This is a genomic window from Acinetobacter sp. S-1 (assembly GCF_059579785.1).
In genome coordinates this window covers 2,626,760-2,651,190 of sequence record NZ_CM184207.1, presented here as the reverse complement: position 1 = coordinate 2,651,190, position 24,431 = coordinate 2,626,760, and the positions used below count along the sequence as shown (strand labels likewise).

Genomic DNA, 24,431 nt, shown 5'->3' with positions numbered 1-24,431 from the left:
AATACTTATACCTTTGATATAACTCTAGATCACGACCAGTTGAAAAGATTGACACGGTCGTGAGAGAACCTGCTCGGGGCCTTGGCCTTTAAATAATGTGCCTGTTCTGATGGTGATGTCATTTGAAGTAATCACTCGAGAAGAGTCGTTAATCACAATTGCTTTTTGTTTAATGTTTTTAAGCTTCGGCATAAGAATTTTTTCGAGTGCGGAAACTAAAATATCGGTAGCAATTACACCGATAAATTGATCACGAATCATGACCGGATGGGCAAGGGTGATGGTGTATGCGCCATTGCAAATATAGTCGACATATGGCCCATGGATGCACGGACTTTTATTTTGAGCAGGTTTATGGAACCATTCAAAAGAGCGGAAATCTAAAAATCGCTGAGCATTTTGATAGTTTTCAAGCTTGGCTTGTTGCAACTGATCTTCTTTTTTATACCACCATTCGAGTGTCCAATAATCTTGCTCTTCTTGCGTTGCAGGGCTATAACTTGCAAAACCAATGCCTTGACTGTAATGGCTTTCCTGTAATGCCTTTTTAATTTCCTTTTGCAAAGCTGTGCGTTCTGAACCTGAAAGCTTAACGTCTTTTGTTTTTTCAGGTTCATGTTTCGAAAGAATTTTGCTCGCTTTAGTTGCCAGCTTTTCTGTAATGGCTGTCGTTTCTTCAACCACCGTCTTTAACAAATTTTGAAGCTCTTCTATATCTAAATGTTGGGTCATTCCTATAACTCCTAAAATTCCGTATTTCTCACTCGATATTTTATAAGTGCTCTACTTTATTGTTTTTATTCAATAGATAACTTATATCGAAGCATTTGGTCTGTTAGCATCGAAATGATTTTTCGCGCTTGAATAACAGCATCATCTTCATTGCCTTGAACAAAAGATGATAAAAGTTGGTGGTATTGTGCGACGACCAATTGATGAAATTGATCATCTTGATAAAGCACAGCAATGAGCGGTGCCCATTCGGCTTGTATGGTTAACTCTTGATTTGCCAGTCGAGCTGATTGAGCAAAAGAGGTAAGTGTTAACAAACAACGTAAATCAAGTTGGGCACGTGTGTCTGGTTCAACGGCCTGTTCAAATTGATCAATAAGCTCTTTGATTTTACCCAGTTCATATTCAGTAGTTCTTTGTGCTGCCAAATATGCACCATGACTTAAAATTGCACTATGAAACTCGCCTAAATCAGCTAGATATTCATTGGAAGCTTGACGTAGAGGATGCTTATTTAAAAGTAAATCTGAGGGCAACTCACAAACAAAGCTTCCGCCGTTTCGCCCGCGTCGTGTATCAATCAGACCCTTTACGCGTAAAGTATTTAACGCTTCACGGACCGTAATGGGTGACACTCCCATTAAGCGAGCTAGATCCGCCTCGTTAGGAAGCTGTTCATTGCTTTTGAGCAATCCAGAGATAATTGCATTTTCCAAGCGTTCTACAACTTGTTCCGATCGAGTTGCCTGAGCGATAGGTGCAAAAATTATCGTATATGCTGACATGGCGAATTCTCTAAAAGCTAAGTCAGAGACTTAGCTTAATGAAACGGATAAATGATTAAAACACGCCATATTGATGGACGGCCTGTTCATCTTCAGGCACAGCTGGTATTGCATCCCAAAGTTCGACAATTTTGCCATTATCGACTCGCCATAATTCAAAATAGGCATGTCGATTTCCGGCAATACTTCCTTCGGAATGTGTCAAGACAAATTGACCATCAGCAATGGAGCGATGCGTTTTGGAGTATACCAAACCTTGTCCTTCATTACGGATATTGTTCAAAAAATCAATGACTGCTTTAACACCATCGCCAATGTCTGGACTATGTTGAATGAACTGATCGTTGTGAGTGTATTCTTTAAATGCTTCGTAATTGCCATCAATTAATGACTTCTTAAAGAAAGAGGTCACAATCTCACGATTTTCCTCTGGGTCATGGTGAGTGACGATTTCAGTCGGACCATCTAATTGAGTTCTACCACTCACATTTGGCGCGGCTTCTGCCACCAGACCATCCCAGTGTTCCACAATTTTGCCGTCTTTTACTCGGTAAATATCAAAACCGACTAAAGGGTTCTCATCTAAGCCTTGAAAGCGGCCATGAATTGCAACCAAGTCACCATCTGCTAGTACACGTACAGCTTCATGTTGCATGTCGGGGCAGTCTTCTACCAGTTGGCGGAGGCCCGAAATGCCATTTGCAACGAGTGGTGAGTGCTCTATAAAGTCTTCAGAAAAATAACGGTCCAAAGCAGTGGTGTCGTGCAAATTAAATAGCTCGTGATGGGCTTTAGTCACCAAGGCTTTCATTTCTTGCTTATTCATTTTGATCTCCTTTCAAAACGCATTGTTATTATTCGTTTGAACTCATCACATGTTTAACGCGAGTATATTCTTCAAAACCATAGCCAGATAAATCTTTACCATAACCTGATTTTTTGAAACCGCCGTGTGGCATTTCTGCGGTTAAAGGAATATGGGTGTTAATCCAAACTGTACCGAAATCGAGTTCACGAGAAAGACGAGTGGCGCGGGCATGGTCTTTGGTCCAAACACTTGAAGCTAGGCCATATTCAACATCGTTGGCTTTTTCAATTGCATCGTTTTCATCTGTAAATTTTTGAACGGTAATCACTGGTCCAAAAATTTCATTTTGAATGGCTTCATCGTGTTGTTTTAAGCCACTAATAACGGTTGGTTCAAAATAAAAGCCTGGACGGTCTGCTTGTTTTCCACCTGTTTCAACTTTGGCGTGAGCAGGTAAGTTTTCGATAAAGGCTTTAACATTTTTTAATTGGTTGGCATTGTTGAGTGGGCCATAAAGTGCGTCTTGATCATCGGGTTCACCAAAACGGGTATTTTTTGCAGCTTCAACTAACTTGCTTAAAAATTCATCATGAACAGATTCAGCCACAATTACACGCGTTGCTGCAGTACAGTCTTGGCCTGCGTTGAAATAGCCTGTTAAAGCAATCATTTCAACTGCTTTGTCGAGGTCAGCATCTTCAAAAATCACTACAGGTGCTTTACCACCAAGCTCAAGATGCGCTTTCGCTAGATTTGCTGCGGCAGAAGCTGCAACTTGTAATCCCGCACGAACTGAGCCTGTAATAGAAACGAGTGCAGGGGTCTTATGTGATACAACTTTTGAACCCACCTGAGCTTGGCCTAACACCACGTTAAATGCACCTTTAGGGAAAAATGGTGCAGCAATTTCAGCAAGTAAAAGCGTACTTTCCGGCGTCGTATCACTTGGTTTAAGTACCACGGTATTACCTGCGGCTAAAGCTGGAGCAATTTTCCAAACAGCCATCATGAGTGGATAGTTCCACGGTGTAACTTGTCCAACTACACCGACAGGTTCGCGGCGAATAGAAGAGGTTAAACCTTCTAAATATTCACCTGAAGCAGTGCCATTGAGTAGGCGAGCAGCACCTGCAAAGAAACGAACCTGATCTGCTGATGCACCTACTTCCTCAGATGCGATTAAATGTTTTAACTGACCCGTATTACGACTTTGTGCTTCAATTAAACGCTCCGCATTTGCTTCAATAGCATCTGCTAAATTCAGTAATGCTTTTTGACGAGTCGAAGGTGTACTGCGTCCCCAAATTTTAAATGCTTCTTTTGCAGCGGCATAAGCTGCATCAACTTCTGCCTCGGTTGCATTCGGTGATTGTGCATAAACTTCACCAGTCACTGGGCTGACCAAATCGAAATAATCATTTCCTTTGCTAGCAACATATTCGCCGTTAATGAAGTGTTGTAGTTGAGTTTTAGCCATTTTTTATACCTTGTCCTTAGGTTTTAACATATAACATATAATACTATATGTATTATGTTTTAAATTTTCTGTCAAATGCTTTGATGAGGGGAGTGAGCGAAAAAAGTTGGGATTTAAATCAAATTGGATTTTAAGTTTTTGATTTTGATTGTTTAAAAAATATTAAAAATTTATTGAAGATTTTTAAGAGAGGTTGATTGTCGTACTAGTTAAGTCGATTTGATGAAAGATAATTGAATAATTTTCTAATCGAGAGCAGCTTGAGGAGCCAAGATTTATACTTAGCTCATCAATTTCGAGTTCTTATTTATTGAAATTAAAGTGAATGATTAAGTTTTATGACTCGCAAGCAGAATGCTAGTTTCACTGTTATAAATACCTGAAATATTCCTGATTCTTTCTAATACTTTATCGAAGTTTTCTAAAGTGTCAGAGCGTAGCTCAACCAAAATGTCCCATTTGCCATTGGTTTTATGCAAACATTCCACGGCACTTTCTAAGCGTAATTCTTTAATTACAGACTGTGCTTTAGTGCCTTCGACCATAATGCTCATCCATGCACGGATGACGTTGCGTTCAGCATTCGGTTTAAAACGAACCGTATATCCGGTAATAATGCCCGAAGACTCAAGATACTCCATTCTCTTCTTGATAGTTGCTCTTGAAACGTGAACTTTTTCGGCTAACTCTGTAACAGACATCCGTGCGTTATCTTTAAGTAAACCTAAAATAATTTGATCAATGTTATCCATATTGTAATTGTCAATTATCAAATTGGTAAAAAATAATTCATTTTTGACTGAATTACAAATTTTGTGAATCAATTTGATTTTGAATAATAGGGTCATCAGTTAAGCCTAATAATTCAATTTAATGGACTAGATAAGATGAATAATTTTGCAGTTTCTCGTAATGACTTTAACGAGTGGATGGTTCCAGTTTTTGCGCCGGCAAATTTCATTCCGGTACGTGGAGAAGGTTCACGTATTTGGGATCAAGAAAATAAAGAATATATCGATTTTGCAGGTGGGATTGCAGTAAACGCATTAGGTCATGCGCATCCAGTGGCAGTGAATGCTTTAACAGAACAAGCAACAAAACTTTGGCATGTAGGCAACGGTTATACAAATGAACCCGTTCTACGCCTTGCAAAACAACTCACCGAAAATACATTTGCAGACAAGGTTTTCTTCTGTAACTCAGGTGCAGAAGCGAACGAAGCGGCATTAAAACTGGCGCGTAAAGTTGGACTCGACAGCGGCGTTGCTGGCAAAAGTGGCATTGTGGCATTTAACAATGCGTTCCACGGCCGTACCTTATTTACCGTTTCGGCGGGTGGTCAACCTAAATATTCACAAGACTTTGCACCTCTTCCAAATGGTATCAACCATGTTGCCTTTAATGATTTAGAAGCTGCAAAAGCGGTCATTAATGAACAAACTTGTGCCGTGATTGTTGAGCCGATCCAAGGTGAAGGCGGCGTTATCCCTGCTGATATTGAATTTTTAAAAGGTTTACGTGCACTGTGTGATCAGTTTGGTGCCTTACTGATTTTTGATGAAGTACAAACCGGTGTTGGCCGTACAGGTGCACTGTATGCCTACATGAACTCTGGTGTTATTCCAGATGTGTTAACGACTGCAAAAGCACTAGGTGGTGGTTTTCCAGTCGGTGCAATGTTAACAACTGATAAATTTGCACAGCATCTTTCTGTCGGTACACATGGTACGACTTACGGTGGTAACCCGTTAGCAAGTGCGGTTGCTGGTGCAGTATTTGAGTTTATTAATACACCTGAAGTGCTGAATGGCGTTAAAGAGCGTCATGACTACTATAAAAAAGCTTTAAATCAATTAAATGAAAAATATGAAGTCTTTAAAACGATTCGCGGTGAAGGCTTATTAATAGGTTGCGCGTTAAAAGAAGAATTTGCTGGTAAAGCAAAAGACATTAATAACCTTGCGGGCGAAGAAGGTTTGTTGAGTCTTATTGCAGGTCCGAATGTTGTACGTTTTACACCTTCTTTAATCATTCCATTTGCTGATATTGATGAAGGTATAAAACGCTTTGAACGTGCGCTTGCTCGCTTTGTAGAAATGCAAAAGGATGAACAAGCAGCATGATGATTATTCGTTACATTGAACCTAAAGATGTTAATGGCCTTTATCTCTTGGCTCAAAAAGCGGGTTTTGGTTTGACATCTTTGCAGCCAAATATGGAAAAACTTGCTGCTCGTATTGAACGGGCGTGTAAGACAGTCGCAGGCGAACTTCCAAAGGCAGATCAGGTTTACTTATTTGTTTTAGAAGATACTGAACTCAACAAAGTTGTCGGTGTTTGCGGAATTGAAGTTGCACTTGGTTTAAAAGAACCTTGGTATAACTTCCATGTAGGAACACAAGTTCATGCATCTGAACCCTTAAGTGTTTATAACGCTTTACCTACTTTATATTTGAGTAATGACCATACCAACTGTAGTGAGCTTTGTACTTTATTTTTAGACCCTGACTATCGCTTAAATAAAAATGGCAAATTTTTATCTAAAGTCCGTTTCTTATTTCTCTCAGCATTCCGTCAATATTTTGAAGAAACGATTGTTGCCGAAATGCGCGGATATTCTGACGCCAATGGGCAGTCACCATTTTGGAATGCGGTAGGTCATAAGTTTTTTAATATCGAATTTACCAAGGCTGATTATTTAAGTGGAGTCGGGCAAAAGGCTTTTATTGCTGAGCTGATGCCAAGACATCCGCTCTATGTCGATATGCTGCCTGACGATGCTAAAGCTGCGATTGGAATTGTTCACCCAAATACCCGACCAGCCTACAACCTCTTGCTTGAAGAAGGACTGCGCTACAAAGGCTATGTCGATATTTTTGATGGTGGCGCAACGCTGCAAGCAGATATCGAAAATTTACGGGCAATTAAAGAAAGTCAGTCTGTAACGGTTCAAATTGAACAACCTGAAAATATCGCTGTAGGGGATGAAGCTTACATTGTGGCTAATGATGACTATGAAAATTATCGCGCCATTCTTGTGTATAGCCAGCCTCATCAGAACATATTGCAGTTAACAAAAGAACAGGCAAACCAATTGAATGTTGAAAATGGCTCTTTAGTTCGGGTGCTCAGTGTTCAAGTTAAACAAGTTTCGAGCCCAGAAGTGGTCAATAAACTCAAAGAGACTGAACATTTGCGAATGGCTGTTAATTAAGCGGAAATTACTATACATTTCACCAATTTTAAGAGGGAATAATATATTATCGCTAGCGCAAGATTGGTATATGGATAAATACAATCTTGCTCTCTGAGCTGGAATTAATTAGCCTGCTTTTTTATATAAAGGGTAAATCAATAAAATATTAATTAGTTTATATATTTTAATTGTTTATTGAAATTATATTTTGGAAAGTAGGCTAATATAATAATGAAGGAAAGGATTGATGAATAATTTTTATTGTTATAGGTGATGGCTTTTAAAAAGGAATTTATAAGGTCTTAAGTGATTTAATAATATTTTAGAATGGTTTAATGGACTAAATTAATAATCATATAATTTGTTTATTATTAAAGCATTTACGACGGTTGCTATAAATTGGAGTAAATATTACATGAGTAAGAATAACGGAAAGCAGTTTCTGGAAGGAGATCTTCTTGGTAGTCAACATATGACTGAGCAAGAAGAAGAGAAATTGCAGCGCTCATTGACAAATCGTCATATTCAAATGATCGCAATCGGTGGTGCAATTGGTACTGGATTATTTATGGGTTCCGGGAAAACATTAAGTGTTTCGGGTACTTCAATTGTTTTAACCTATTTAATTATTGGTTTCTTCTTTTTCTTCGTGATGCGGGCAATGGGTGAATTGTTGCTTGCCAACACGAATTTTAAAACCTTCGCCGATTTTGCAACAGCTTATCTCGGTCCATGGGCGGGGTTTTTCCTTGGTTGGTCCTATTGGTGTAACTGGATTATTACTGCGATTGCCGATGTAATTGTAATCGGAGGGTACATGCAGTTTTGGTATCCCGATTTACCCGTTTGGATTCCGGCATTTACATCATTGGCCATCTTAACCATACTTAACTTTGTGGCCGTTCGATTGTTCGGTGAACTTGAGTTTTGGTTCTCACTCATCAAAATTACTGCAATTATTCTATTTATTCTGGCTGGTATTTATTTAATTGGGACCGGGTTTACTTCTCCAAATGGGGTTAAGGCTTCAATGAGCCATTTGTTTGAAACAGAATCAATGTTTCCTTATGGCGTAACAGGTTTCTTGGCAGGTTTTCAAATTGCCATATTTGCATTTGTGGGTATTGAGCTGGTTGGTACGACTGCTGCTGAAACTAAAGATCCGCATAAATCACTTCCAAAAGCGATTAACTCTATTCCTTTACGCATTTTATTGTTCTACGTGGGCGCGTTGGTTTGTATTATTGCCGTCACATCTTGGGCAAAAGTTTCACCAGAAAAGAGCCCATTTGTAGAAATGTTTACCTTGGTTGGATTACCAATTGCCGCAGGTTTAATCAACTTTGTTGTTGCGACTTCAGCTTTATCTTCTGCAAACAGTGGAATCTTTGCGACTAGCCGGATGTTATACGGTTTGGCTTTAGACAACGATGCACCTAAAAGCTTTAGTAAGCTGTCAAAAAGAAAAGTTCCAATTAGAGGACTCATATTTTCAATGGCGTGCGTAACGGTTGGAACATCTATTTTATTTATCGTTCCAAATGTCATGACAGCATTTACGATTATTTCAGCGCTCACTTCAATTTTATGTATTTTTACATTTATGTTGATTGTGCTTTCATATATTTATTATCGTAAGAAAAGTCCTGAGCTACATATCCAGTCAAAATATAAAATGCCGGGTGGTTTATTTATGGCATGGATGACCATGTTGTTTTTAGTGTTTACTATCGTAATTTTAGCTTTAGACCATGATACTTTAATTGCACTTGAGTGTTCACCAATCTGGTTTATTGGTTTATTTATTGCCTATAAATATAAAAAGAAAAAGATGTTGCAGCTTGATATCTTGAAAGCTCAAAAGGTTGATTATATTTAAGCTAGAAGATGAAATGTTTTTAAAGCTAGGCGTGTGTCTAGCTTTTTTATTTTTAAAATAATAATTTTTAGTTAAGATAATTTGTTTATGGTTCCAACATTTAGTAGTAAACTTACTCAGAAAATTTTTGTAAGGTCTGAAATGTTTTTCAGGATTCTAAATATAGTCATAAATATTAAAATGAATTAAATTGATTTTAAAAATAAAGATTACAAAGTAAAAGGAATAGTAATCCCATGATACTTAAGTGTAATGATAGTGATTTGTACGATTTTACTATTGGGAAAAGATACATCTGTTTTGGGGTGCAATTTAATGAATATCGAAATGAAACAAAAGTATCTGTTCGCCGCGATTCAGATGGTACCCCTGTTATTGTAGAAATTTCTAAATTTGAAATAATTAATCCCAGTATACCTGAAGGTTGGGAAATTTCATTTTATAAGCAGGAAGATACTATAACTACGACTATTGAACCTAAAGAATTTAGTGGAGAATTTTGGGATGACTATCATGATGGGAACCCTAAAATGGAAAAATTATTTGAAGATACTTATTTAAAGATCTGTAAATTTCATAATTTTTCTATTACGTCCGGTTGATTAATTAAAAGCCAATAAAAAAGCCTCATTACGAGGCTTTTTTTATATTCATTATTTAATACTTGGATCGCCTTTCTTCAAGAAAAAGCGAATCGCTAACTTTTGTAAAAATGTTCCATAAGGAGGGTGGAAAAGCTGAGTCGGGAAAAACCGATGACGTATAAACACAGTTTTTGCATGTGAAAGTTCACGGAAGCCTTCTTCACCATGATATGACCCCATACCTGAGTTGCCGATACCACCAAAAGGAGCATCATGGTTAACTACATGCCAACCCCAGTCATTGATGGTCACGCCACCTGAATGAGTTTCACGTAAAATACGATCACGCTCTACCGAGCTATGTGTAAAGAAATAAAGCGCTAAAGGTCGTTCGTCCGATTTCACATAGGTAATCGCATCATCTAAAGAATCATAAGCCACCACAGGTAAAATAGGGCCAAAGAGTTCTTCTTTCATAATGTGCATATCTGGCGTGCAATTCAGCACAATCTGTACAGGCATCCTACGGCCTTGTTGGTCAAAGCTGTAAGTGTCACAAGGAATAACACGAGCACCTTTTTCTTGCGCATCGGTCAAAATATCTTGAATACGTTTTAAATGACGGTCATTTACAATCGATGTGTAATTCTCATTGTTTGTGATGTTTTGACCAAACATTTTTATAAAGCTTGATTTCGCTGCATCCACAAACTCATCAATACTTTCTTTAGGAACCAACGCATAGTCAGGCGCTACACAGATTTGACCACTATTAGTTGCTTTGCCATGGGTAATACGTTTTGCTGCATCGGCAAGTGGGTAGTTGCGGCTTACAATTGCTGGTGATTTACCACCTAACTCAAGTGTAACAGGTGTTAGATTTTCAGCAGCAGCTCGCATGACGACTTTGCCAATGGTAGGAGAACCTGTAAATACAATATGGTTAAATGGCAAAGAGGTAAATCTTGCTGGGTCTGTAATTTCTTCACCAAACACGGCCACTTCATCTTCATTAAAAACTTCGGCAAGCATGCGTCGAAGCATGGCATTAGTATTCGGTGTAATTTCAGGCAGTTTAATCATGACTCGGTTGCCTGCAGCTAAGGTGGCAATGAGGGGGCCAAGTGCTAAATAAACCGGGAAATTCCAAGGAACAATCACACCAACCACGCCTTTAGGTTGGTATTGCACACTTAAACGGTTTGATAAAAATAAAAGCTCGGTACGGCGTTTACTTGGACGCATCCAGCGGCGTAAATGATGAATCGCATGATCAGCCTCTAACACAGAACCAAGCAAATCTAGTAGTTTAGATTCATCAAATGATCTAGAACTAAAATCGGAATTAATCGCGGCAGCTAAAGCATCTTGATAACGAATAATTTGTTTTTTAAGTTGATGCAGTTTTGTGCGGCGTGCTTCAAGACTTGGGTAAGGATCTGCTTCAAAATTGGCACGTTGTTTGGAAAAAATAAGTTCCATATGTTCAGTGGCAGAGCCGCTATATTCTTTTAAGGTGGACTGTTCCATTATTATTCCTTCCATACTTTTGCTTATCATACTTTATGCTTGAAGCGTCGTATGGTCGATGTTAAATTGAGACAACAAGAGGTAGTTTAGTGCCATTATGCACGTCACTCTAGGGATGGTGTGAATTAAATGCCTAATAATGTTTATAAAAATACAAATGCGGTTATCGAAGGAAATTATGATAATACACTCTTAGGTGCCAATACATATTTGCTAGGTTTAACCAGTTTATTTGATGAAATGGGGTCGCAAGGCCATTCAATATCAGATGTTCTATCTGGCACAAATATTTCGCCAGATGCGATGAATCAATCCTCTTTATATATTTCTCAAGTTCAAAAAATTCAGTTATTTCAAAATATTCAAAAGCTATCTCATGATCCCTTAATTGGACTACGAGCAGGACAAAAGCAGCGGTTGTCTGATTTTGGGGTGTATGGTTATGCGTTATATTCCTCACGTAATTTTAGACAAGCGGTAGAGCTTGGCATTCGACATATTAAGCTTGCAGGGCCTATTTTAAAGAAGTCATTTTATATTCGGGATGATGTTGCCGTTTTTGAAGGGCAGGACATTATTGTACTGGGTAAGCTTCTGCCTTTGGTGTGCGAGTTTTGGTTTAGTTCCATGCAAACCTTAATTGAACGGGTGCTTGAAGGACCATTTCAAGCGAAGAAGCTTTTGTTGCCCTATCCAGCGCCTGACTATGCAGAAGAATATGAAAAAGTTTTTCATTGTCCCGTTCAGTTTAATGCGGGGGTAATGCAATGGCACTTTGATTTAAAGTGGCTCGATGTACCTTGTCCAAATGCCAACCCGATTACCGCGGATATGTGTAAATCGTTTTGTGAGCGGATGTTGGGTGCTGCTGAACTTGAAGAGCCCGAGCTGGTGAAAACAATCCGTTTAATATTATTGGATGGAACAGGACTTTTTCCATCAGCTCAAGAAATGGCTGAACGGTTACATATGTCAAAACGGACCTTACATCGACGCTTGGCAGGTTTTGATTTAACTTATCAGGAGTTATTAGATGAGACTCGGCGCCGTCTTGCGGATGAATATTTGCGAGAAACAACTTTAACCGTAGATGAAATTGCCGAGAGAATTGGCTTTTCAGATACTTCTAATTTTAGAAAAGCCTATCGTCACTGGACAGGCATTTCACCAAATGAATATCGAATACAGTACCTAAATTAGAATTAGCTTTGACTGCTACTTAAATTGAGAGAGTAACTTTTTCTGCAAAAATGGATTACAGAGCAAAATCGCAAATAAAATAATAAATATGCCGATAATGCTAAACAGATCAGGTAATTCATGCCAAAAAACAAATCCCCAAATTCCTGCAAAAATAATGGCAATATAATTCATGGGGCCAATTTGTCCTGCTGGAGCTAGGCTATAAGCATAAGACATAAATAGTTGGCTAATGTTTGCTAAAAGTCCTGCGGCAATGAGTAGTGCTAGTTCATGCCAAGTGAAAATACGCCAATGCCAGAACATTGGAATAGAGGAAATTAAACTACCGAAAACACAGAAGTAAAAAACAATACGTTCAGGCGGCTCTGTACTGGTTAAAGCTCTTACGGTGACAAAGGCCATTGCTGATAAAAAGCATGCACCCAAGCCAATAAAAGATAGTGCGTTAAATAGACCTTGGTCGGGTTTAGCGACAAATAAAACCCCAATGAGTCCAATCACAGCGGCAAAAATCATCGATTTGGTAATTTTTTCTTTTAAGAAAAGCCATGCAATCAGTGGAATAAAGATAGGAGATGAATAACTAAAAACCATGGCATTTGAGAGTTTTAAGTTCGCAATGGCATAGAAAAAACCATACATTGCGGCAAGCCCGACAATACTTCGCCAAGTATGCATCCAGAGTTTATCGGTTTTAATAAAATCTAGCCCCTGTTTAAAGAGCATCGGAATAAAAATAAATAAACCTACTGCATTTCTAAAAAACACGACGGTCGTATTGTCTACTGTTTGTGAAGCAAAACGAATGCACACTCCCATAATGGAAAATAATAATGCCGATGTCATAAGACAAAGCAGTGCTTTTCCAAGTTGAGTTGAGGGGAGGTTTGGAGCAGTCTGATTTTGCATAGAGAAATGAGTTTTTAGTTTTCGGTGTTATATTAACAGCGATGCAGGTATTGGATGAAATATCATTTGATAATGATTCAATAGTGGTACTTAGTAAAATAAAAAAGAGAGCCTGTTTAGCTCTCTTTTAATTTTATAGGGTGCTATTTACAGCTAAAGTTCTCAGCTTTCTCACTATCACCTTGACCATTGTAACGAGCAATCAGTGGGTAAGGGCAAAGTGGGCGGGTACGGTCTGGTGCCCAGTTTTGTGGAAGCTCAGTATTAATTTGACCACTTGGGTTACCTGCGCCGCGTGCAGCCGCAATGATTTTGTCAGGTGCTTGCCCATATTCGACCCAGTTGACTAAGGCAGTCAATGCATCAAATTGGTCGGTCGCAATGCCATCACGGGTATGGTTCATACCCGGAACTCTAAAGAAACGTGCGAATTCAGGTGCTGTACCTTTTGCATCATTTTTATAGTGTTGTAGCAGTTGATCGTACCAATTTTGGGTGTCATCTACAGAGAAAACGCCGTCTGCTGTGCCTTGTACCACAATCATTTTTCCACCGTGATTACGGAGTTTATCTAGATTAAGTTCATCAGGTGGCATCATGAAAGATATCGAACTTTCAGTATAAACATCATTGGTTGCCGAGAGTTTTGGATAGTCGGTATCGAAGTTAAAATTAAAGGCAAATTGTCTAGAATTTTGAGTCACAGTTGGGTCTTGTGGGACTTGAAAAAGAATGCCGACTGCAACGGGGTCACGTGCTGTTCCCACCGAAGATTCGAATTTCCAGCTTGCCCAGTTACTGCCGACTAAACCGGGGTCGAAAGGCTGGGTTGCATAGAGCGCTTGTCCAGCCGAATTTACAGGACCACGGTAAATGTTGGCTAATACATCAATTTGTTCGGTGCTTAAACAAGTACCATCTCTTGTGCTTGAGCAAACGGGTACATCTTTGTGAATATCAAAAGCCTTACGGCAAGCCTCGACGTCTTGAACCAGTCCATCTGCAACACCGTCTAAAGCATCGCATCGATCTAAAATCGCTTTTGCTAAAACTTTACGCTCTGGAAGAGTTAGAGCAGTACTTAGGTCATTTTCATCTGTTGCGACACGACGAAGCTGCTGTGCTGTATAGAGTTGAGCCGCGGCTGCACGAGGTAGGTGAAAACCTGGTGTACTCGCTAGAATTCCATCATATTGGTCGCCCAAACGGGTTGCGGCAATCATGGCATGACGTCCGCCGTTCGATGTGCCACCTGCATAGGAGCGATCTGGCAATTTGCCATATGCGGCTTTAATTAGGTTTTTTGCCATAGGCGTGAGTTTGGTAATCGCACCGTAGCCGTAGTTAATTCTGGCTTGAGGGTCTAAACCAAACATTGGATTTTGTGAAGCATTATGTCCAGCATCGGAAGAAATGACCGCAAAACCATCATGCAGGGCATTGGTCAGTGGGCCACCGCTACCAACCTGACCTGTTGCAGGGACTAAATTACCATCGGTTCCGCCATTGCCTTGATAGAGGAAACGACCATTCCAGTCTATTGGTAAGCGCATTTCAAAACCAATTTGATAGGTTTGTCCATCGACAGGGCTTACACGTTGGTCCATATAACCTTTAACCAAACAATGAGCGCCAATCGGTTTGTTGGCGACAGTCAATGTACCTGCTTCTTGAAGGGTAGCTGAGCTAATGACTGTATTGTTGTATTGAAATCCGACTAAGTCCGTACAGCTTCCTGTCATTTTTACGCCCACAGCAGGAGACAACTGTGGTGGTTTGGTTGTTGAGGAAACCGTTGTGTCATCATTATCACTTCCACAGCCTGCCAAAGCACCAAGCATGGCAAGCACTAAAGCGGAGCGGGTCAAAATTCGTTTATTGTTGGTGTAATTCATTTATTCATATCCTTATTGAATGAATGTTTGTAATTAATCTAAAACCAAAAAATTAGCTGTGCTTCGTGCGATCATTTTGTTGTTTTGCCAAGCTTCACTTTCGAGATTCAGTACAGTTTTGCCTTGTTTAATGAATCGGCATTTTGTAATGACTTCGCCTACAGCACAGGGCCTTAAAAAATCCATCGTTAAGTTAATGGTGGTAGCGGGTTTATGGTCATTGGCGAGATATGCAAAAAGTCCCATCACGTCGTCAAGCATGGCGCAGATCATGCCACCTTCAACGGTGCCGCGTGGATTGGTAAAGCTTTCTAGTGCTGTGTAGTGGATGGTGAGTTCAGTGTTTTTGTCATTCCAATGGATATTGTGTCCACCCAAATGGTGATGGATGGGCGGTAAGTGTTCTAAAGTTTTTTGATCCATAATGAAGTGTCCATCCTTTTGTAAGTGTTATAAAAATTATTATTTCACCGTGTAGGCATCATAAATAACCGCTTTGCCCAAGCGCATTGCACTACCTACTGCAACGGTCTGGTTAAGCCATGCATATTTAGGTGAGCTGGTTTCAAACTGCATGGTAATTTTGAAATAGTAATTTTTCGGGTCGACATCTTTGCCTTGAGCAAGCTGTTTTAGTGTTTCTGCCGAGCCATGTCGGTAACCTTTGGTTTGAAGATAAATAAGTGCACCGTCATCAGTTTCTAGCAAATATCGTGTATCAATAATCGCTAGTCCTTTACTGTCAACGATTTGCCAATCTGCGCCATTATTTAAAATACGGCCTTTAAGTGTTTTGCCTTCGAATGTCCCACCCGTAATAGGAATAATTCGGCGTTTACCAGCGTCACTGGTTGTGCCTAACTCCCAAACAGGCGCATTTAAATCAACACTAAATTTTGCTAAAGGCTCAAGCTGAATAGGTGGAGGGCTATATTGAGTTTCAGCGTGAGTCAGGGCAATCAGACTCATTGTGCAGAGTAGCGTTACAACTTTCTTCATGATGAATTTCTCGAAATTAAAAAGAGGTTCTATATGTGACAGAACCTCTTGTTTTGAATTATTTAAATTTCCATGTGTAGTCGATGTTGATACGCGTTTCGTTTACAGGTTTGATATTTGCTGTAGAGAGCATGTTATTGTCATAAATGGCATATCGTGCGCGTAACCCTAGATTTTTTAACCAGCCACTCTGAACGGTGTAGCCTAAATCGAAGTCTGTTTCTCGCTCTTTCAAATTGGTTCCACCTAAGTTAGGTGCATAAATATTGTGACCTGTGGTGTAACGGGTCATAAAACGTAAACCCGGTACATAATCTTTAAAGTCATATTCATAACGGAAACTATAGGCTTTTTCTTTTGGGTTTAAAAACTCGCCCGGCCATGTGTCAATGAGAAGTCCAGTTTCACCTCCCGTCAAATACGGAAAAGCGGTGTCGCCGTGATGTTGGAAGGTGCCAAAAATAAATTTATGGTTTTGATGTTTGAGTTCGAAATGCGCATGATAAAGATCATTATCGACTAAACCTGCTTTTGCTTGTCCGTCATCTCGGCTGCGGTAGTAACGTAATTGCGAACTAAAGTTGGTGGTGTCGTTAATTTTAAATTGGTGTAAAGCACCGACCATGGTTTGGTTATAAAGATCATCAACATCCATATAAAAAGCGGTGAGTTTGAGTGCAGGATTAAACTGATAGTTTCCACCTAAATAATAAAGCCCATCAGTTTCGGCACTTTTAAATCGTCCATTTACGCCTGAAATTTTAATTTTTTCATAGTTGGTCGAATCACGATGATTCACTTTATCGAGGTAGGCTGCCTGTAAATCAAAATCTTTAATATCTTTACTGGTCAGTGAAATTCCTCGATAGGTTTGAGGCAGCAAACGAGCAGGTGAAGCTACTAAAACTGGGTTCATCGGCATTAGCGTACCAATACGTAGCTCGGTCTGGCTCATTTTCGCTTTTGCTGTGACCCCAATTTCGCCATAAGAGTCAGCAGGTTCATTGGTACGCGTGTCTCTAGGTAAGTTTCCTGTACCGCCATGCTCTGCGTCGGCATCGAGTTTAAAACCCGCCGTCGCAAGTACATCCAGTCCAAAACCGACAGTCCCTTCGGTATAACCTGAATTGGCTTTAAGAATAAAACCTTGTGTCCAGTCCTTGGCAGCAGGGTAAGCAGATTGCTCTTGATAGTCGCGGTCAAAATAGAAATTTCGCGTGGTGAGTTCTACTGAACTGTTGTCAATAAAATTGCCAGCCCACACTGAACCAGAGAGCATGAGGGTAGAGTACATCCATAATTTCGACATAGCATTTCTTCCTGAAATAACATTTTTTTGTTTTCAATAAGGCTTAGTTGTTGTGTCCGCCTTGTTTGGTTTTTAAATCGAATTATTTTCCGAGCAGTTCTCGGGCCACGATTTCTTTCATAATTTCATTGGTTCCCCCATAAATTTTTTGTACCCGTGCATCCACAAAAAAGCGTGAAATCGGATATTCCTGCATGTAACCGTAGCCACCAAAAAGCTGAAGTAATTGATCAATCACTTCACATTGAACATCGGTAATAAAGCATTTCAATGCGGCAACTTGAGTGACGCTTAACTGGTGTTGTTGATACAGCGCTGCACATTGATCTACAAAAGCTTGAGCGGCTTTTGCTTTGATGTGTGCATTTGCGAGCACAAAGCGTGTGTTTTGCATTTGACTTAACTGTTGTCCGAAAGCTTTACGTTCCAGTACATAGTCTTTGGTGATTTCAATGGCGCCTAAAATTGATCCCAAAGCCATCATAGAAATGCTCAAACGCTCACGCGGTAACTCTTGCATTAAATAAGCAAAGCCTTGTCCTTCTTCACCCAAACGCTGAATTGCAGGCACACAAACATCATCAAAAAACAGTTCGGCTGTATCTTGGGCATGGAGTCCGATTTTTTGTAAGGAACGGCCTTTTTTAACGCCATCTAAAGCAGCATCAACTAAGAAAATTGAAATGCCTTTTGCTTTAGCTTGCGGATCAGTTTTCGCAACCAGAACGATCAGGTCGGCATGCAATCCATTTGAAATAAACGTTTTTGAACCATTAATACGGTAGTAGTCATTTTCTAAAATGGCTTGAGTGCGTATGGCTTGTAAGTCTGAACCAGCATTGGCCTCTGTCATGGCAATTGCAGTGACGACTTCACCTGTCACCATTTTCGGTAACCAATAACGTTTTTGCTCTTCAGTTCCAATATTTTGCAGATAAGGAGAGACCAGCTCATTTTGCCCTCCAATGGCAACCGCCAAAGATGCAAAACCAGCTTGAGCAGTTTCTTGAACCAGCATGAGTGAGTAATGAACAGGAGCACCGTAGCCACCATATTCTTCGGGTACATCGACGCACAAAAAGCCATTTTCCCCAAGACGAAGCCACAGATCACGAGGGATGAGGCCATCGTGTTCCCACTGTTCATAATACGGAGCAACCTGTTCTTTTAAGAACCTGCGGTAGCTGTCTCGAAATAGTTCAAATTCTGTATCGTGTGGCATGTTGAACCTTTTTTAGGCAAAATTGAGGCTAAGGCCCAAACCGAAGTTTGAGCTTCCTTTTTTATTTCAATTGCTTATTGCTTTAAGGTGGGTACCCGAATAATCAGTGGGTTATCAGTCTGCTTTTGATAAAGCTCATCAATTAAAGCGGCACGACGTTTCGTAATACTGCTTTGATTGAGGTTGCCTTTATCGGTTACTTCACCGGCATCTAACTGAGGTGGTTCGGTCATTAAATAAAGCATTGAGACTGTATTTGAACTGCCAGTCGCATCTTTATTAAAGGTCGTTAAAAATTGGCGGAACCATTGCTGGACTTTAGGATGCTGTAATATCTCTGTTGCAGAATGATCACCAAGCTTAAGACCTGCATATTGAGTACAAGCTTCTAATTTTGGAAAAATCAGAAAACCAACAGCATTCAGGTTTGAACCAGTAATACAAACATCTTGAACCAGTAAATTACCTTGAATCAGTACTTTGTTGCGTAGTGTGCCCACATTCACAAAAGTACCCGTATTGAGTTTAAAGTCTTCAGCAATTCGTCCGTCGTACATTAGACCTTTAGTTGGATCATTGATATCGACTAAACGCACCGCATCACCCGTATGGAAAAAGCCTTCATCATCAAACACAGTGCTTTGCTGGTCTGCTTTTAAGCGCCAATAGCCTTTCATGACATGTTTGCCACGAACACAAAATTCTAGTTTGTCACCACATGGAACTAGCTTAATTTCGCATCCCGGAGCAGGATAACCAATAAAGCCAGCCATCACGCGTGGGCCAGTTGTAAAAGCACAAGAGGGAGCAGTTTCAGTCATACCCAATCCGCTCATTATGCGAATTTTTTCTCCGCAATGTTGCTGAGCAATTTTATCGAGTCTGTTCCAGCCCGCTTCTGAAAGCGCTGCACCTGCAAAGAATAAAATTTTAACTTTGGCAAAAAAGCGGTCTCTTAATTCTTCATCTTTTTCTAAAGCCTCGGTGAGCTCTTCCCAACCTTTGGGCACATTTAAATAAACGGTTGGAGAAATTTCTTTGAGGTTACGAATGGTTTCGTCAAATTTTCCTGCAACGGGTTTGCCATCATCAATGTAAATGGTGCCGCCGTTATAGAGCGCAATGCCGACATTGTGACTGCCGCCAAAGGTGTGGTGCCAAGATAGCCAGTCGAGTAGGACAGGCGGCGTTTCTTCAAACTCAGGGAAAGTCTGCAATAACATTTGCTGATTGACACACAACATTAAATGCGTGGTCGGTACAGCTTTAGGCAATTTGGTTGAACCTGACGTAAATAAGAATTTGGCAATTTGGTTTTCATCAAGAGTTTGATAAAACTCTTGAACATTTGAAACTGGCGTATCTAATAGCGACTGAAAAGATGTGCAAATCTGATCGCCCACAATCCCTTTATTGGTTACCACTTCAATATCTGATGTACTACATGCCTGAATCGCTTTAGCAAAAGCTTGTCCATCGCTGGCATAAACCATACCAGGTGTGAGTACTTCAAACACATGTTTGAGTTTGCCAAAGTCTTGAGAAATCAGAGAGTAGGCGGGTGAAATAGCTGAGAAAGGTACACCTGCCAGCATGGCAGCCATAGACAGAGTTAAATGTTCAAGATCATTACCACTTAAAATAACGAGTGGCCTCTCTTGGCTTAACTTACGTTCATGTAAAGCTTGAGCAATGTGCCATGCACGTTGTAAAACTTCTGCATAACTCAGTTTGACCCATTCACCTTGAGCATTGCGTTTTGCTGCAAAAATATGGTCTGGTTTAGTTTGTGCAAAATGAATTAACCGATCTGTCAGTTTTTGTGGATACGGTTTTAATTGCTCTTTTGGGCTGATATAGAGCGTGTCATCTTTATGGTGATAATGAATATCATGTTGCCCTAATTTTACGAACCGTTCGCGGTCTTGTGATTGAGTGGCATTCATTTGCATTTCTTTCACTCCATGGAAAGCGCATCACTGCGCTTTATTTTTTGCATCATGCAATTTTTATTTAATATGTCTGTGTTCGCATTAGCCTGACTAAATCGGGTAATGACGTGATTGGGTCTGAATGGTGATCCAGCGTAGGTCGGTAAATTCGGCAACAGAGACTTTACTACCAAAACGTCCATAACCACTCGATTTTGTTCCGCCAAATGGCATTTGAGCTTCGTCATGTACGGTTGCGCCGTTAATGTGACAAATACCCGAATCAATCTGTTGAGCGACTTCCAGTGCTTGCGAAATATTTTGGCTAAACACTGCTGAAGAAAGACCGAACTCGCTGTCATTTGCCAGTGCTACACCTTCTTCAATGCTTGAAAAACGTTGAACTGTGCATACAGGTCCAAATGATTCTTCGCGGTAAAGCAGCATGTCAGGTTTAATATTGAGCACCAACGTCGGTTGCATGGTGGTGTCTTCAATATGGATGCCTAAAGGTAAGTCAGCCCCTTTGTTTTGGGCATCTTCTAGCAAATGTTGAATACGGTTTGCAGCACGGCGACTTTCTAATACGCCGAGTACATTGTCTTTTGAAGTTGGATTACCTGCTTGAATAGAGCGAGTTTTTTCAATCAGTTTTTCAATAAATTGGTCGGCAATATTGTCTTGAACCAAAACACGTTCGGTCGACATACAGATTTGACCCTGATTAAAGAATGCTCCAAAAGCAACTGCATTTACGGCTTCATTAATGTCAGCTTCATTTAAAACCACAACAGGGGCTTTCCCACCGAGTTCGAGTAAAACTGGTTTTAAATATTTGGCAGCAGTCTCGGCAATAATTTTCCCGACCTTGGTTGAGCCGGTAAAATTAATGCGTTTCACGGCTGGATGAGACACTAAGCGCTCCACGATTTGTGGTGCATCTTCAGCAGCATGCGTAATCACATTCACGACACCTTCACCTATACCTGCCTCATGTAACACTTCACCAATGAGACGATGTGTTGCTGGGCAGGCTTCTGAGGCTTTTAACACTACCGTGTTACCACACGCCAAAGGCATGGCAAGTGCACGTGTTGCCAAAATCACAGGAGCGTTCCAAGGTGCAATCCCTACAATCACACCACAAGGAACCCGTACACCCATTGCAAGATTGCCCGGCACATCTGACGGAATCAGGCTTCCGTCAATTTGTGTAGTCATTGCTGCTGCTTCACGTAACATGTTGGCAGCAAGGTGAACGTTAAACCCATACCATGTCGCAGTTGAACCTGTTTCTTGCATTCCAGTTTGAATGAATTGCTCGGTTTTTTGGTCCATTAAATCGGCTGCTTTTAATAAGCGTAAGCGACGTTCGGTAGGCGAGAGTTTCGACCATACTTTAAAAGCTTGTTGTGCCGATTCGATTGCACGGTCAACATCTTCCAGTGTTGCGGCAGCAGCTTTACTGGCTACTGATCCATCAATTGGGCTAATACGCTCAAAAGTTGCCTGATTTGATGCATCAACGGATTGACCGTGAATAAGTAACTGTACATTTTGCATGGGTTGCGTCCTTACATTGCCATTAAAGTATCAAAAGTTAACCAGTACGTTTGTAGCTCTGTAAACCCGGTTTAATTGATTTTTCATCTAAGAATTGTTTCAAACCTTCTTGGCGGCCATTTTCTGTATCGCGGTGGATACATTGATCAAGTTTGGCATATAAGTAGTCTTCGTTTTGGTCCCATGTCAGTTCACGGCAACGCTTAAAGCCATTTTTAGCGGTACGAAGAACCACAGGATTTTTCTCAAGTAAGCAATTTGCAAGTTCAGTCACTTCTGCTTTTAATTGAGCAAGCGGTACGCTTTTATTCACAAGGCCCATGGTTTCAGCTTCTTTACCGCTAAAGGTTTTGCCCGTCATGATGTAATACAAAGATGCACGGTGACCTACGGTATCTGCCATTGCTTTACTTACAAGGTTGCCCGGTGGGATACCCCAGTTAATTTCAGATAAACCGAAAGTTGCTTCATCTGCTGCAATTGCGAGGTCACAAGCCACTAAAGGTGAGAAACCGCCTCCAAAGCACCAGCCGTTGACCATGGCAATGGTGGGTTTTGAATACATACGAAGAAGTTGCCACTGCCAGCGACAAGAGTCACGGCGAATACGTTCTTGGAAAATTTCAGGCTGAGTGTCGACTTCACGGAAATATTCCTTCAAATCCATACCCGCTGTCCAAGAGTCACCAGCACCCGTCAACACTAAAACACGCGCATCTTGATCAAGCTCAAGAGTTTCGAGCACATCAATCATTTCGCGATTGAGTGTTGGGCTCATGGCATTTTTCTTTTCTGGGCGGTTTAGGGTGACCCATGCAATTCCATCTTCAACTTTAACATCTACTGTTTCCCAGCGGTTTTCATAACTCATCTTCATACTCCTTGAATGATTTTTTGCTGTTCTGGGATTTAATCTAATATCAGTTAAACTTACATTCAAGTCTTTTTTATAAAATTTCATAAATATTTTTTAATTCATTGTATTTTAAATGTTAATTATTTTTTAAATTAATTTAATATAAAAATATGTTGATTTTTTAGTAAGTTTAACTGATATTTTTGGTGTGTTTAAACAACAATACACAAAGGGCTAAATGGAACGACTAGTCAATAAAGGACAACACAATGGAAAAAATATCAGGACAGCCTTCAAGGGCAAAAATAACGTTGCTACTGTGCTTTGCCATAGCAATTTTTGAAGGGTTTGATCTTCAATCAATGGGGGTAGCCGCTCCACGAATGCGGGCTGAGTTTATGTTAGACAATGCCCAGATGGCGTGGGCATTTAGTGCTGCAATTTTAGGGACGTTACCAGGTGCGATATTAGGCGGTCGGTTTGCTGATATTGTAGGGCGTAAGAAAATTCTGATTTTTAGTATTTTACTTTTTGGAATTATGTCTTTGCTAACGGCTTATGCAGCTAACTTCAGTTTGCTATTACTCATTCGTTTTTGTACAGGTTTAGGAATGGGTGGGGCATTACCAATGATGATTACACTTGCCTCTGAAGCTGTACCTGACCAGCACAAAGGCACTGCAGTAAGCATTATGTATAGCGGCATTCCTTTTGGCGGATTACTCACTTCTGTGGTTGCTATGTCATTGGCAGGCGATGCAGAGTGGCGTCATATTTTCTATATTGGTGGGATTGCACCTATTTTACTCATTCCACTGATTATGCGCTTTTTACCAGAGTCAAATGACTACCTGCAACGAAAAGTTCAAGCGCAAAAAACGACACCATTCTTTGAAGTTTTATTTGCCAAAGAACGTCGTATGTCAACCATTCAGCTTTGGATAAGCTTTTTCTGTACGCTGGTGGTACTGTATTTCTTGTTGAACTGGTTGCCATTGCTGATGGGTGCGCAAGGTCTATCAAAACTACAGGCAAACTATGTACAGATGGGCTACAACGTTGGCGGAATTTTAGGTTCAATCCTCATGGGCGTATTGCTTGATAAATTACGCATGAGCTTTGTGATTAAGCTGATTTATCTCGGCATTTTATTCTCACTGTGCTGTTTAGCAATTTCTCCAACAGTGGCTTTACTAGCACTTTCGGCAGTGGGTTGTGGCTTATTCATTGTGGGTGGACAATCGGCGTTGTATGGTCTGGCAGCCATGTATTATCCAACCGAAATGCGTGGAACTGGAGTAGGTGCAGCAGTTGCAATCGGGCGTATTGGTTCTTTTGCAGGGCCTTTAATGGCTGGTTTTTTACTCTCGCTTGGACAAAGCTCGACCATCGTGATTGGTTCAAGCATTCCAGTGATTTTAATTGCAGCGATCTCTGCATTACTTCTTGTCAAAAAACCTAAACAGCCTGTACATTTAGTACAAAGCTCAGGTGCTCGCTAAGTTTTAACGAAAGTATGGGGTAGATCCTCATACTTTCACTACAGTTTTTCT

General features: G+C 40.3%; 21 protein-coding genes. 6 read left to right on the top strand and 15 right to left on the bottom strand.

Annotated elements, in window-relative coordinates:
- Positions 1-24: 24 nt before the first annotated feature.
- From AC52J8_RS12620 to AC52J8_RS12600, 5 genes are all read right to left on the bottom strand, one after another.
- Entirely contained in the window at positions 25-732 is a 708-nt protein-coding gene (locus AC52J8_RS12620) for a cache domain-containing protein (protein WP_078220384.1), read from the bottom strand.
- Between the two features lie 65 nt (positions 733-797).
- On the bottom strand, positions 798-1,517 hold the full coding sequence (locus AC52J8_RS12615; protein ID WP_001277426.1) for a FadR/GntR family transcriptional regulator: 720 nt from the start codon (positions 1,515-1,517) through the stop codon (positions 798-800).
- Between the two features lie 55 nt (positions 1,518-1,572).
- Entirely contained in the window at positions 1,573-2,343 is a 771-nt protein-coding gene (locus AC52J8_RS12610; RefSeq protein WP_086400134.1) for a nuclear transport factor 2 family protein, read from the bottom strand.
- 28 nt (positions 2,344-2,371) lie between these two features.
- Complete coding sequence (locus tag AC52J8_RS12605) at positions 2,372-3,802, bottom strand: gamma-aminobutyraldehyde dehydrogenase (protein ID WP_086400133.1); 1,431 nt, start codon at positions 3,800-3,802, stop codon at positions 2,372-2,374.
- A gap of 329 nt (positions 3,803-4,131) precedes the next feature.
- Positions 4,132-4,554, bottom strand: a complete 423-nt coding sequence (locus AC52J8_RS12600) for an Lrp/AsnC family transcriptional regulator (protein ID WP_002001056.1) — start codon at positions 4,552-4,554, stop codon at positions 4,132-4,134.
- Positions 4,555-4,689: 135 nt separating this feature from the next.
- Here AC52J8_RS12600 and AC52J8_RS12595 point away from each other — a divergent pair, with 135 nt between their 5' ends.
- The 4 genes from AC52J8_RS12595 to AC52J8_RS12580 all read left to right on the top strand — a co-directional run bounded on the left by AC52J8_RS12595 (position 4,690) and on the right by AC52J8_RS12580 (position 9,479).
- Positions 4,690-5,925, top strand: a complete 1,236-nt coding sequence (locus AC52J8_RS12595) for an aspartate aminotransferase family protein (RefSeq protein ID WP_086400132.1) — start codon at positions 4,690-4,692, stop codon at positions 5,923-5,925.
- Complete coding sequence (gene astA, locus AC52J8_RS12590; protein WP_086400131.1) at positions 5,922-7,016, top strand: arginine N-succinyltransferase; 1,095 nt, start codon at positions 5,922-5,924, stop codon at positions 7,014-7,016. Before AC52J8_RS12595 ends, astA begins: the two co-directional genes overlap by 4 nt.
- A 397-nt stretch (positions 7,017-7,413) precedes the next feature.
- A complete protein-coding gene (locus tag AC52J8_RS12585) occupies positions 7,414-8,877 on the top strand; it encodes an amino acid permease (RefSeq protein WP_197738932.1) in 1,464 nt (487 codons plus the stop codon).
- A gap of 236 nt (positions 8,878-9,113) precedes the next feature.
- Positions 9,114-9,479: a hypothetical protein gene (locus AC52J8_RS12580; protein WP_032037940.1), complete on the top strand. Its 366-nt coding sequence runs from the start codon at positions 9,114-9,116 to the stop codon at positions 9,477-9,479.
- Positions 9,480-9,530: 51 nt separating this feature from the next.
- On the opposite strand, the gene AC52J8_RS12575 is transcribed toward AC52J8_RS12580, so the two are convergent.
- Complete coding sequence (locus AC52J8_RS12575; protein WP_086400130.1) at positions 9,531-10,991, bottom strand: coniferyl aldehyde dehydrogenase; 1,461 nt, start codon at positions 10,989-10,991, stop codon at positions 9,531-9,533.
- Positions 10,992-11,120: 129 nt separating this feature from the next.
- Between AC52J8_RS12575 and AC52J8_RS12570 the strand changes: the two genes are divergently transcribed.
- Positions 11,121-12,191, top strand: coding sequence for an AraC family transcriptional regulator (locus AC52J8_RS12570; RefSeq protein ID WP_086400129.1), 1,071 nt, complete (start codon positions 11,121-11,123; stop codon positions 12,189-12,191).
- Between the two features lie 15 nt (positions 12,192-12,206).
- On the opposite strand, the gene AC52J8_RS12565 is transcribed toward AC52J8_RS12570, so the two are convergent.
- The 9 genes from AC52J8_RS12565 to AC52J8_RS12525 form a co-directional block, all read right to left on the bottom strand.
- The gene (locus AC52J8_RS12565; protein ID WP_086400128.1) at positions 12,207-13,103 is read right to left on the bottom strand and encodes a DMT family transporter; all 897 of its coding nucleotides are present in this window, start codon (positions 13,101-13,103) and stop codon (positions 12,207-12,209) included.
- Between the two features lie 143 nt (positions 13,104-13,246).
- Entirely contained in the window at positions 13,247-14,998 is a 1,752-nt protein-coding gene (locus AC52J8_RS12560) for a tannase/feruloyl esterase family alpha/beta hydrolase (RefSeq protein WP_086400127.1), read from the bottom strand.
- 33 nt (positions 14,999-15,031) lie between these two features.
- Positions 15,032-15,421, bottom strand: coding sequence for a PaaI family thioesterase (locus tag AC52J8_RS12555; RefSeq protein ID WP_004702855.1), 390 nt, complete (start codon positions 15,419-15,421; stop codon positions 15,032-15,034).
- Positions 15,422-15,460: 39 nt separating this feature from the next.
- On the bottom strand, positions 15,461-15,997 hold the full coding sequence (locus AC52J8_RS12550; RefSeq protein WP_025465198.1) for a DUF3237 domain-containing protein: 537 nt from the start codon (positions 15,995-15,997) through the stop codon (positions 15,461-15,463).
- A 58-nt stretch (positions 15,998-16,055) separates the two neighbouring features.
- Positions 16,056-17,306, bottom strand: coding sequence for an OprD family porin (locus tag AC52J8_RS12545; RefSeq protein ID WP_197738931.1), 1,251 nt, complete (start codon positions 17,304-17,306; stop codon positions 16,056-16,058).
- A gap of 82 nt (positions 17,307-17,388) precedes the next feature.
- Positions 17,389-18,528: an acyl-CoA dehydrogenase family protein gene (locus AC52J8_RS12540; protein ID WP_086400124.1), complete on the bottom strand. Its 1,140-nt coding sequence runs from the start codon at positions 18,526-18,528 to the stop codon at positions 17,389-17,391.
- 74 nt (positions 18,529-18,602) lie between these two features.
- On the bottom strand, positions 18,603-20,489 hold the full coding sequence (locus AC52J8_RS12535; protein ID WP_171293814.1) for a feruloyl-CoA synthase: 1,887 nt from the start codon (positions 20,487-20,489) through the stop codon (positions 18,603-18,605).
- Between the two features lie 81 nt (positions 20,490-20,570).
- Entirely contained in the window at positions 20,571-22,022 is a 1,452-nt protein-coding gene (locus AC52J8_RS12530; protein WP_086400122.1) for an aldehyde dehydrogenase, read from the bottom strand.
- 37 nt (positions 22,023-22,059) lie between these two features.
- Positions 22,060-22,899: a p-hydroxycinnamoyl CoA hydratase/lyase gene (locus AC52J8_RS12525; RefSeq protein WP_169538806.1), complete on the bottom strand. Its 840-nt coding sequence runs from the start codon at positions 22,897-22,899 to the stop codon at positions 22,060-22,062.
- A 248-nt stretch (positions 22,900-23,147) separates the two neighbouring features.
- Between AC52J8_RS12525 and mhpT the strand changes: the two genes are divergently transcribed.
- Positions 23,148-24,380 (top strand): 3-(3-hydroxy-phenyl)propionate transporter MhpT, encoded by a 1,233-nt coding sequence (gene mhpT / locus AC52J8_RS12520; protein WP_057068634.1) that lies wholly within the window; start codon positions 23,148-23,150, stop codon positions 24,378-24,380.
- The last annotated feature ends 51 nt before the right edge of the window (positions 24,381-24,431 follow it).

What these genes read in the sequence shown, in the direction of transcription:
- AC52J8_RS12620 (WP_078220384.1), bottom strand. Translation starts at nt 732, where the DNA reads ATGACCCAACATTTAGATATAGAAGAGCTTCAAAATTTGTTAAAGACG.
- AC52J8_RS12615 (WP_001277426.1), bottom strand. Translation starts at nt 1,517, where the DNA reads ATGTCAGCATATACGATAATTTTTGCACCTATCGCTCAGGCAACTCGA.
- AC52J8_RS12610 (WP_086400134.1), bottom strand. Translation starts at nt 2,343, where the DNA reads ATGAATAAGCAAGAAATGAAAGCCTTGGTGACTAAAGCCCATCACGAG.
- AC52J8_RS12605 (WP_086400133.1), bottom strand. Translation starts at nt 3,802, where the DNA reads ATGGCTAAAACTCAACTACAACACTTCATTAACGGCGAATATGTTGCT.
- AC52J8_RS12600 (WP_002001056.1), bottom strand. Translation starts at nt 4,554, where the DNA reads ATGGATAACATTGATCAAATTATTTTAGGTTTACTTAAAGATAACGCA.
- AC52J8_RS12595 (WP_086400132.1), top strand. Translation starts at nt 4,690, where the DNA reads ATGAATAATTTTGCAGTTTCTCGTAATGACTTTAACGAGTGGATGGTT.
- astA (WP_086400131.1), top strand. Translation starts at nt 5,922, where the DNA reads ATGATGATTATTCGTTACATTGAACCTAAAGATGTTAATGGCCTTTAT.
- AC52J8_RS12585 (WP_197738932.1), top strand. Translation starts at nt 7,414, where the DNA reads ATGAGTAAGAATAACGGAAAGCAGTTTCTGGAAGGAGATCTTCTTGGT.
- AC52J8_RS12580 (WP_032037940.1), top strand. Translation starts at nt 9,114, where the DNA reads ATGATACTTAAGTGTAATGATAGTGATTTGTACGATTTTACTATTGGG.
- AC52J8_RS12575 (WP_086400130.1), bottom strand. Translation starts at nt 10,991, where the DNA reads ATGGAACAGTCCACCTTAAAAGAATATAGCGGCTCTGCCACTGAACAT.
- AC52J8_RS12570 (WP_086400129.1), top strand. Translation starts at nt 11,121, where the DNA reads ATGCCTAATAATGTTTATAAAAATACAAATGCGGTTATCGAAGGAAAT.
- AC52J8_RS12565 (WP_086400128.1), bottom strand. Translation starts at nt 13,103, where the DNA reads ATGCAAAATCAGACTGCTCCAAACCTCCCCTCAACTCAACTTGGAAAA.
- AC52J8_RS12560 (WP_086400127.1), bottom strand. Translation starts at nt 14,998, where the DNA reads ATGAATTACACCAACAATAAACGAATTTTGACCCGCTCCGCTTTAGTG.
- AC52J8_RS12555 (WP_004702855.1), bottom strand. Translation starts at nt 15,421, where the DNA reads ATGGATCAAAAAACTTTAGAACACTTACCGCCCATCCATCACCATTTG.
- AC52J8_RS12550 (WP_025465198.1), bottom strand. Translation starts at nt 15,997, where the DNA reads ATGAAGAAAGTTGTAACGCTACTCTGCACAATGAGTCTGATTGCCCTG.
- AC52J8_RS12545 (WP_197738931.1), bottom strand. Translation starts at nt 17,306, where the DNA reads ATGTCGAAATTATGGATGTACTCTACCCTCATGCTCTCTGGTTCAGTG.
- AC52J8_RS12540 (WP_086400124.1), bottom strand. Translation starts at nt 18,528, where the DNA reads ATGCCACACGATACAGAATTTGAACTATTTCGAGACAGCTACCGCAGG.
- AC52J8_RS12530 (WP_086400122.1), bottom strand. Translation starts at nt 22,022, where the DNA reads ATGCAAAATGTACAGTTACTTATTCACGGTCAATCCGTTGATGCATCA.
- AC52J8_RS12525 (WP_169538806.1), bottom strand. Translation starts at nt 22,899, where the DNA reads ATGAAGATGAGTTATGAAAACCGCTGGGAAACAGTAGATGTTAAAGTT.
- mhpT (WP_057068634.1), top strand. Translation starts at nt 23,148, where the DNA reads ATGGAAAAAATATCAGGACAGCCTTCAAGGGCAAAAATAACGTTGCTA.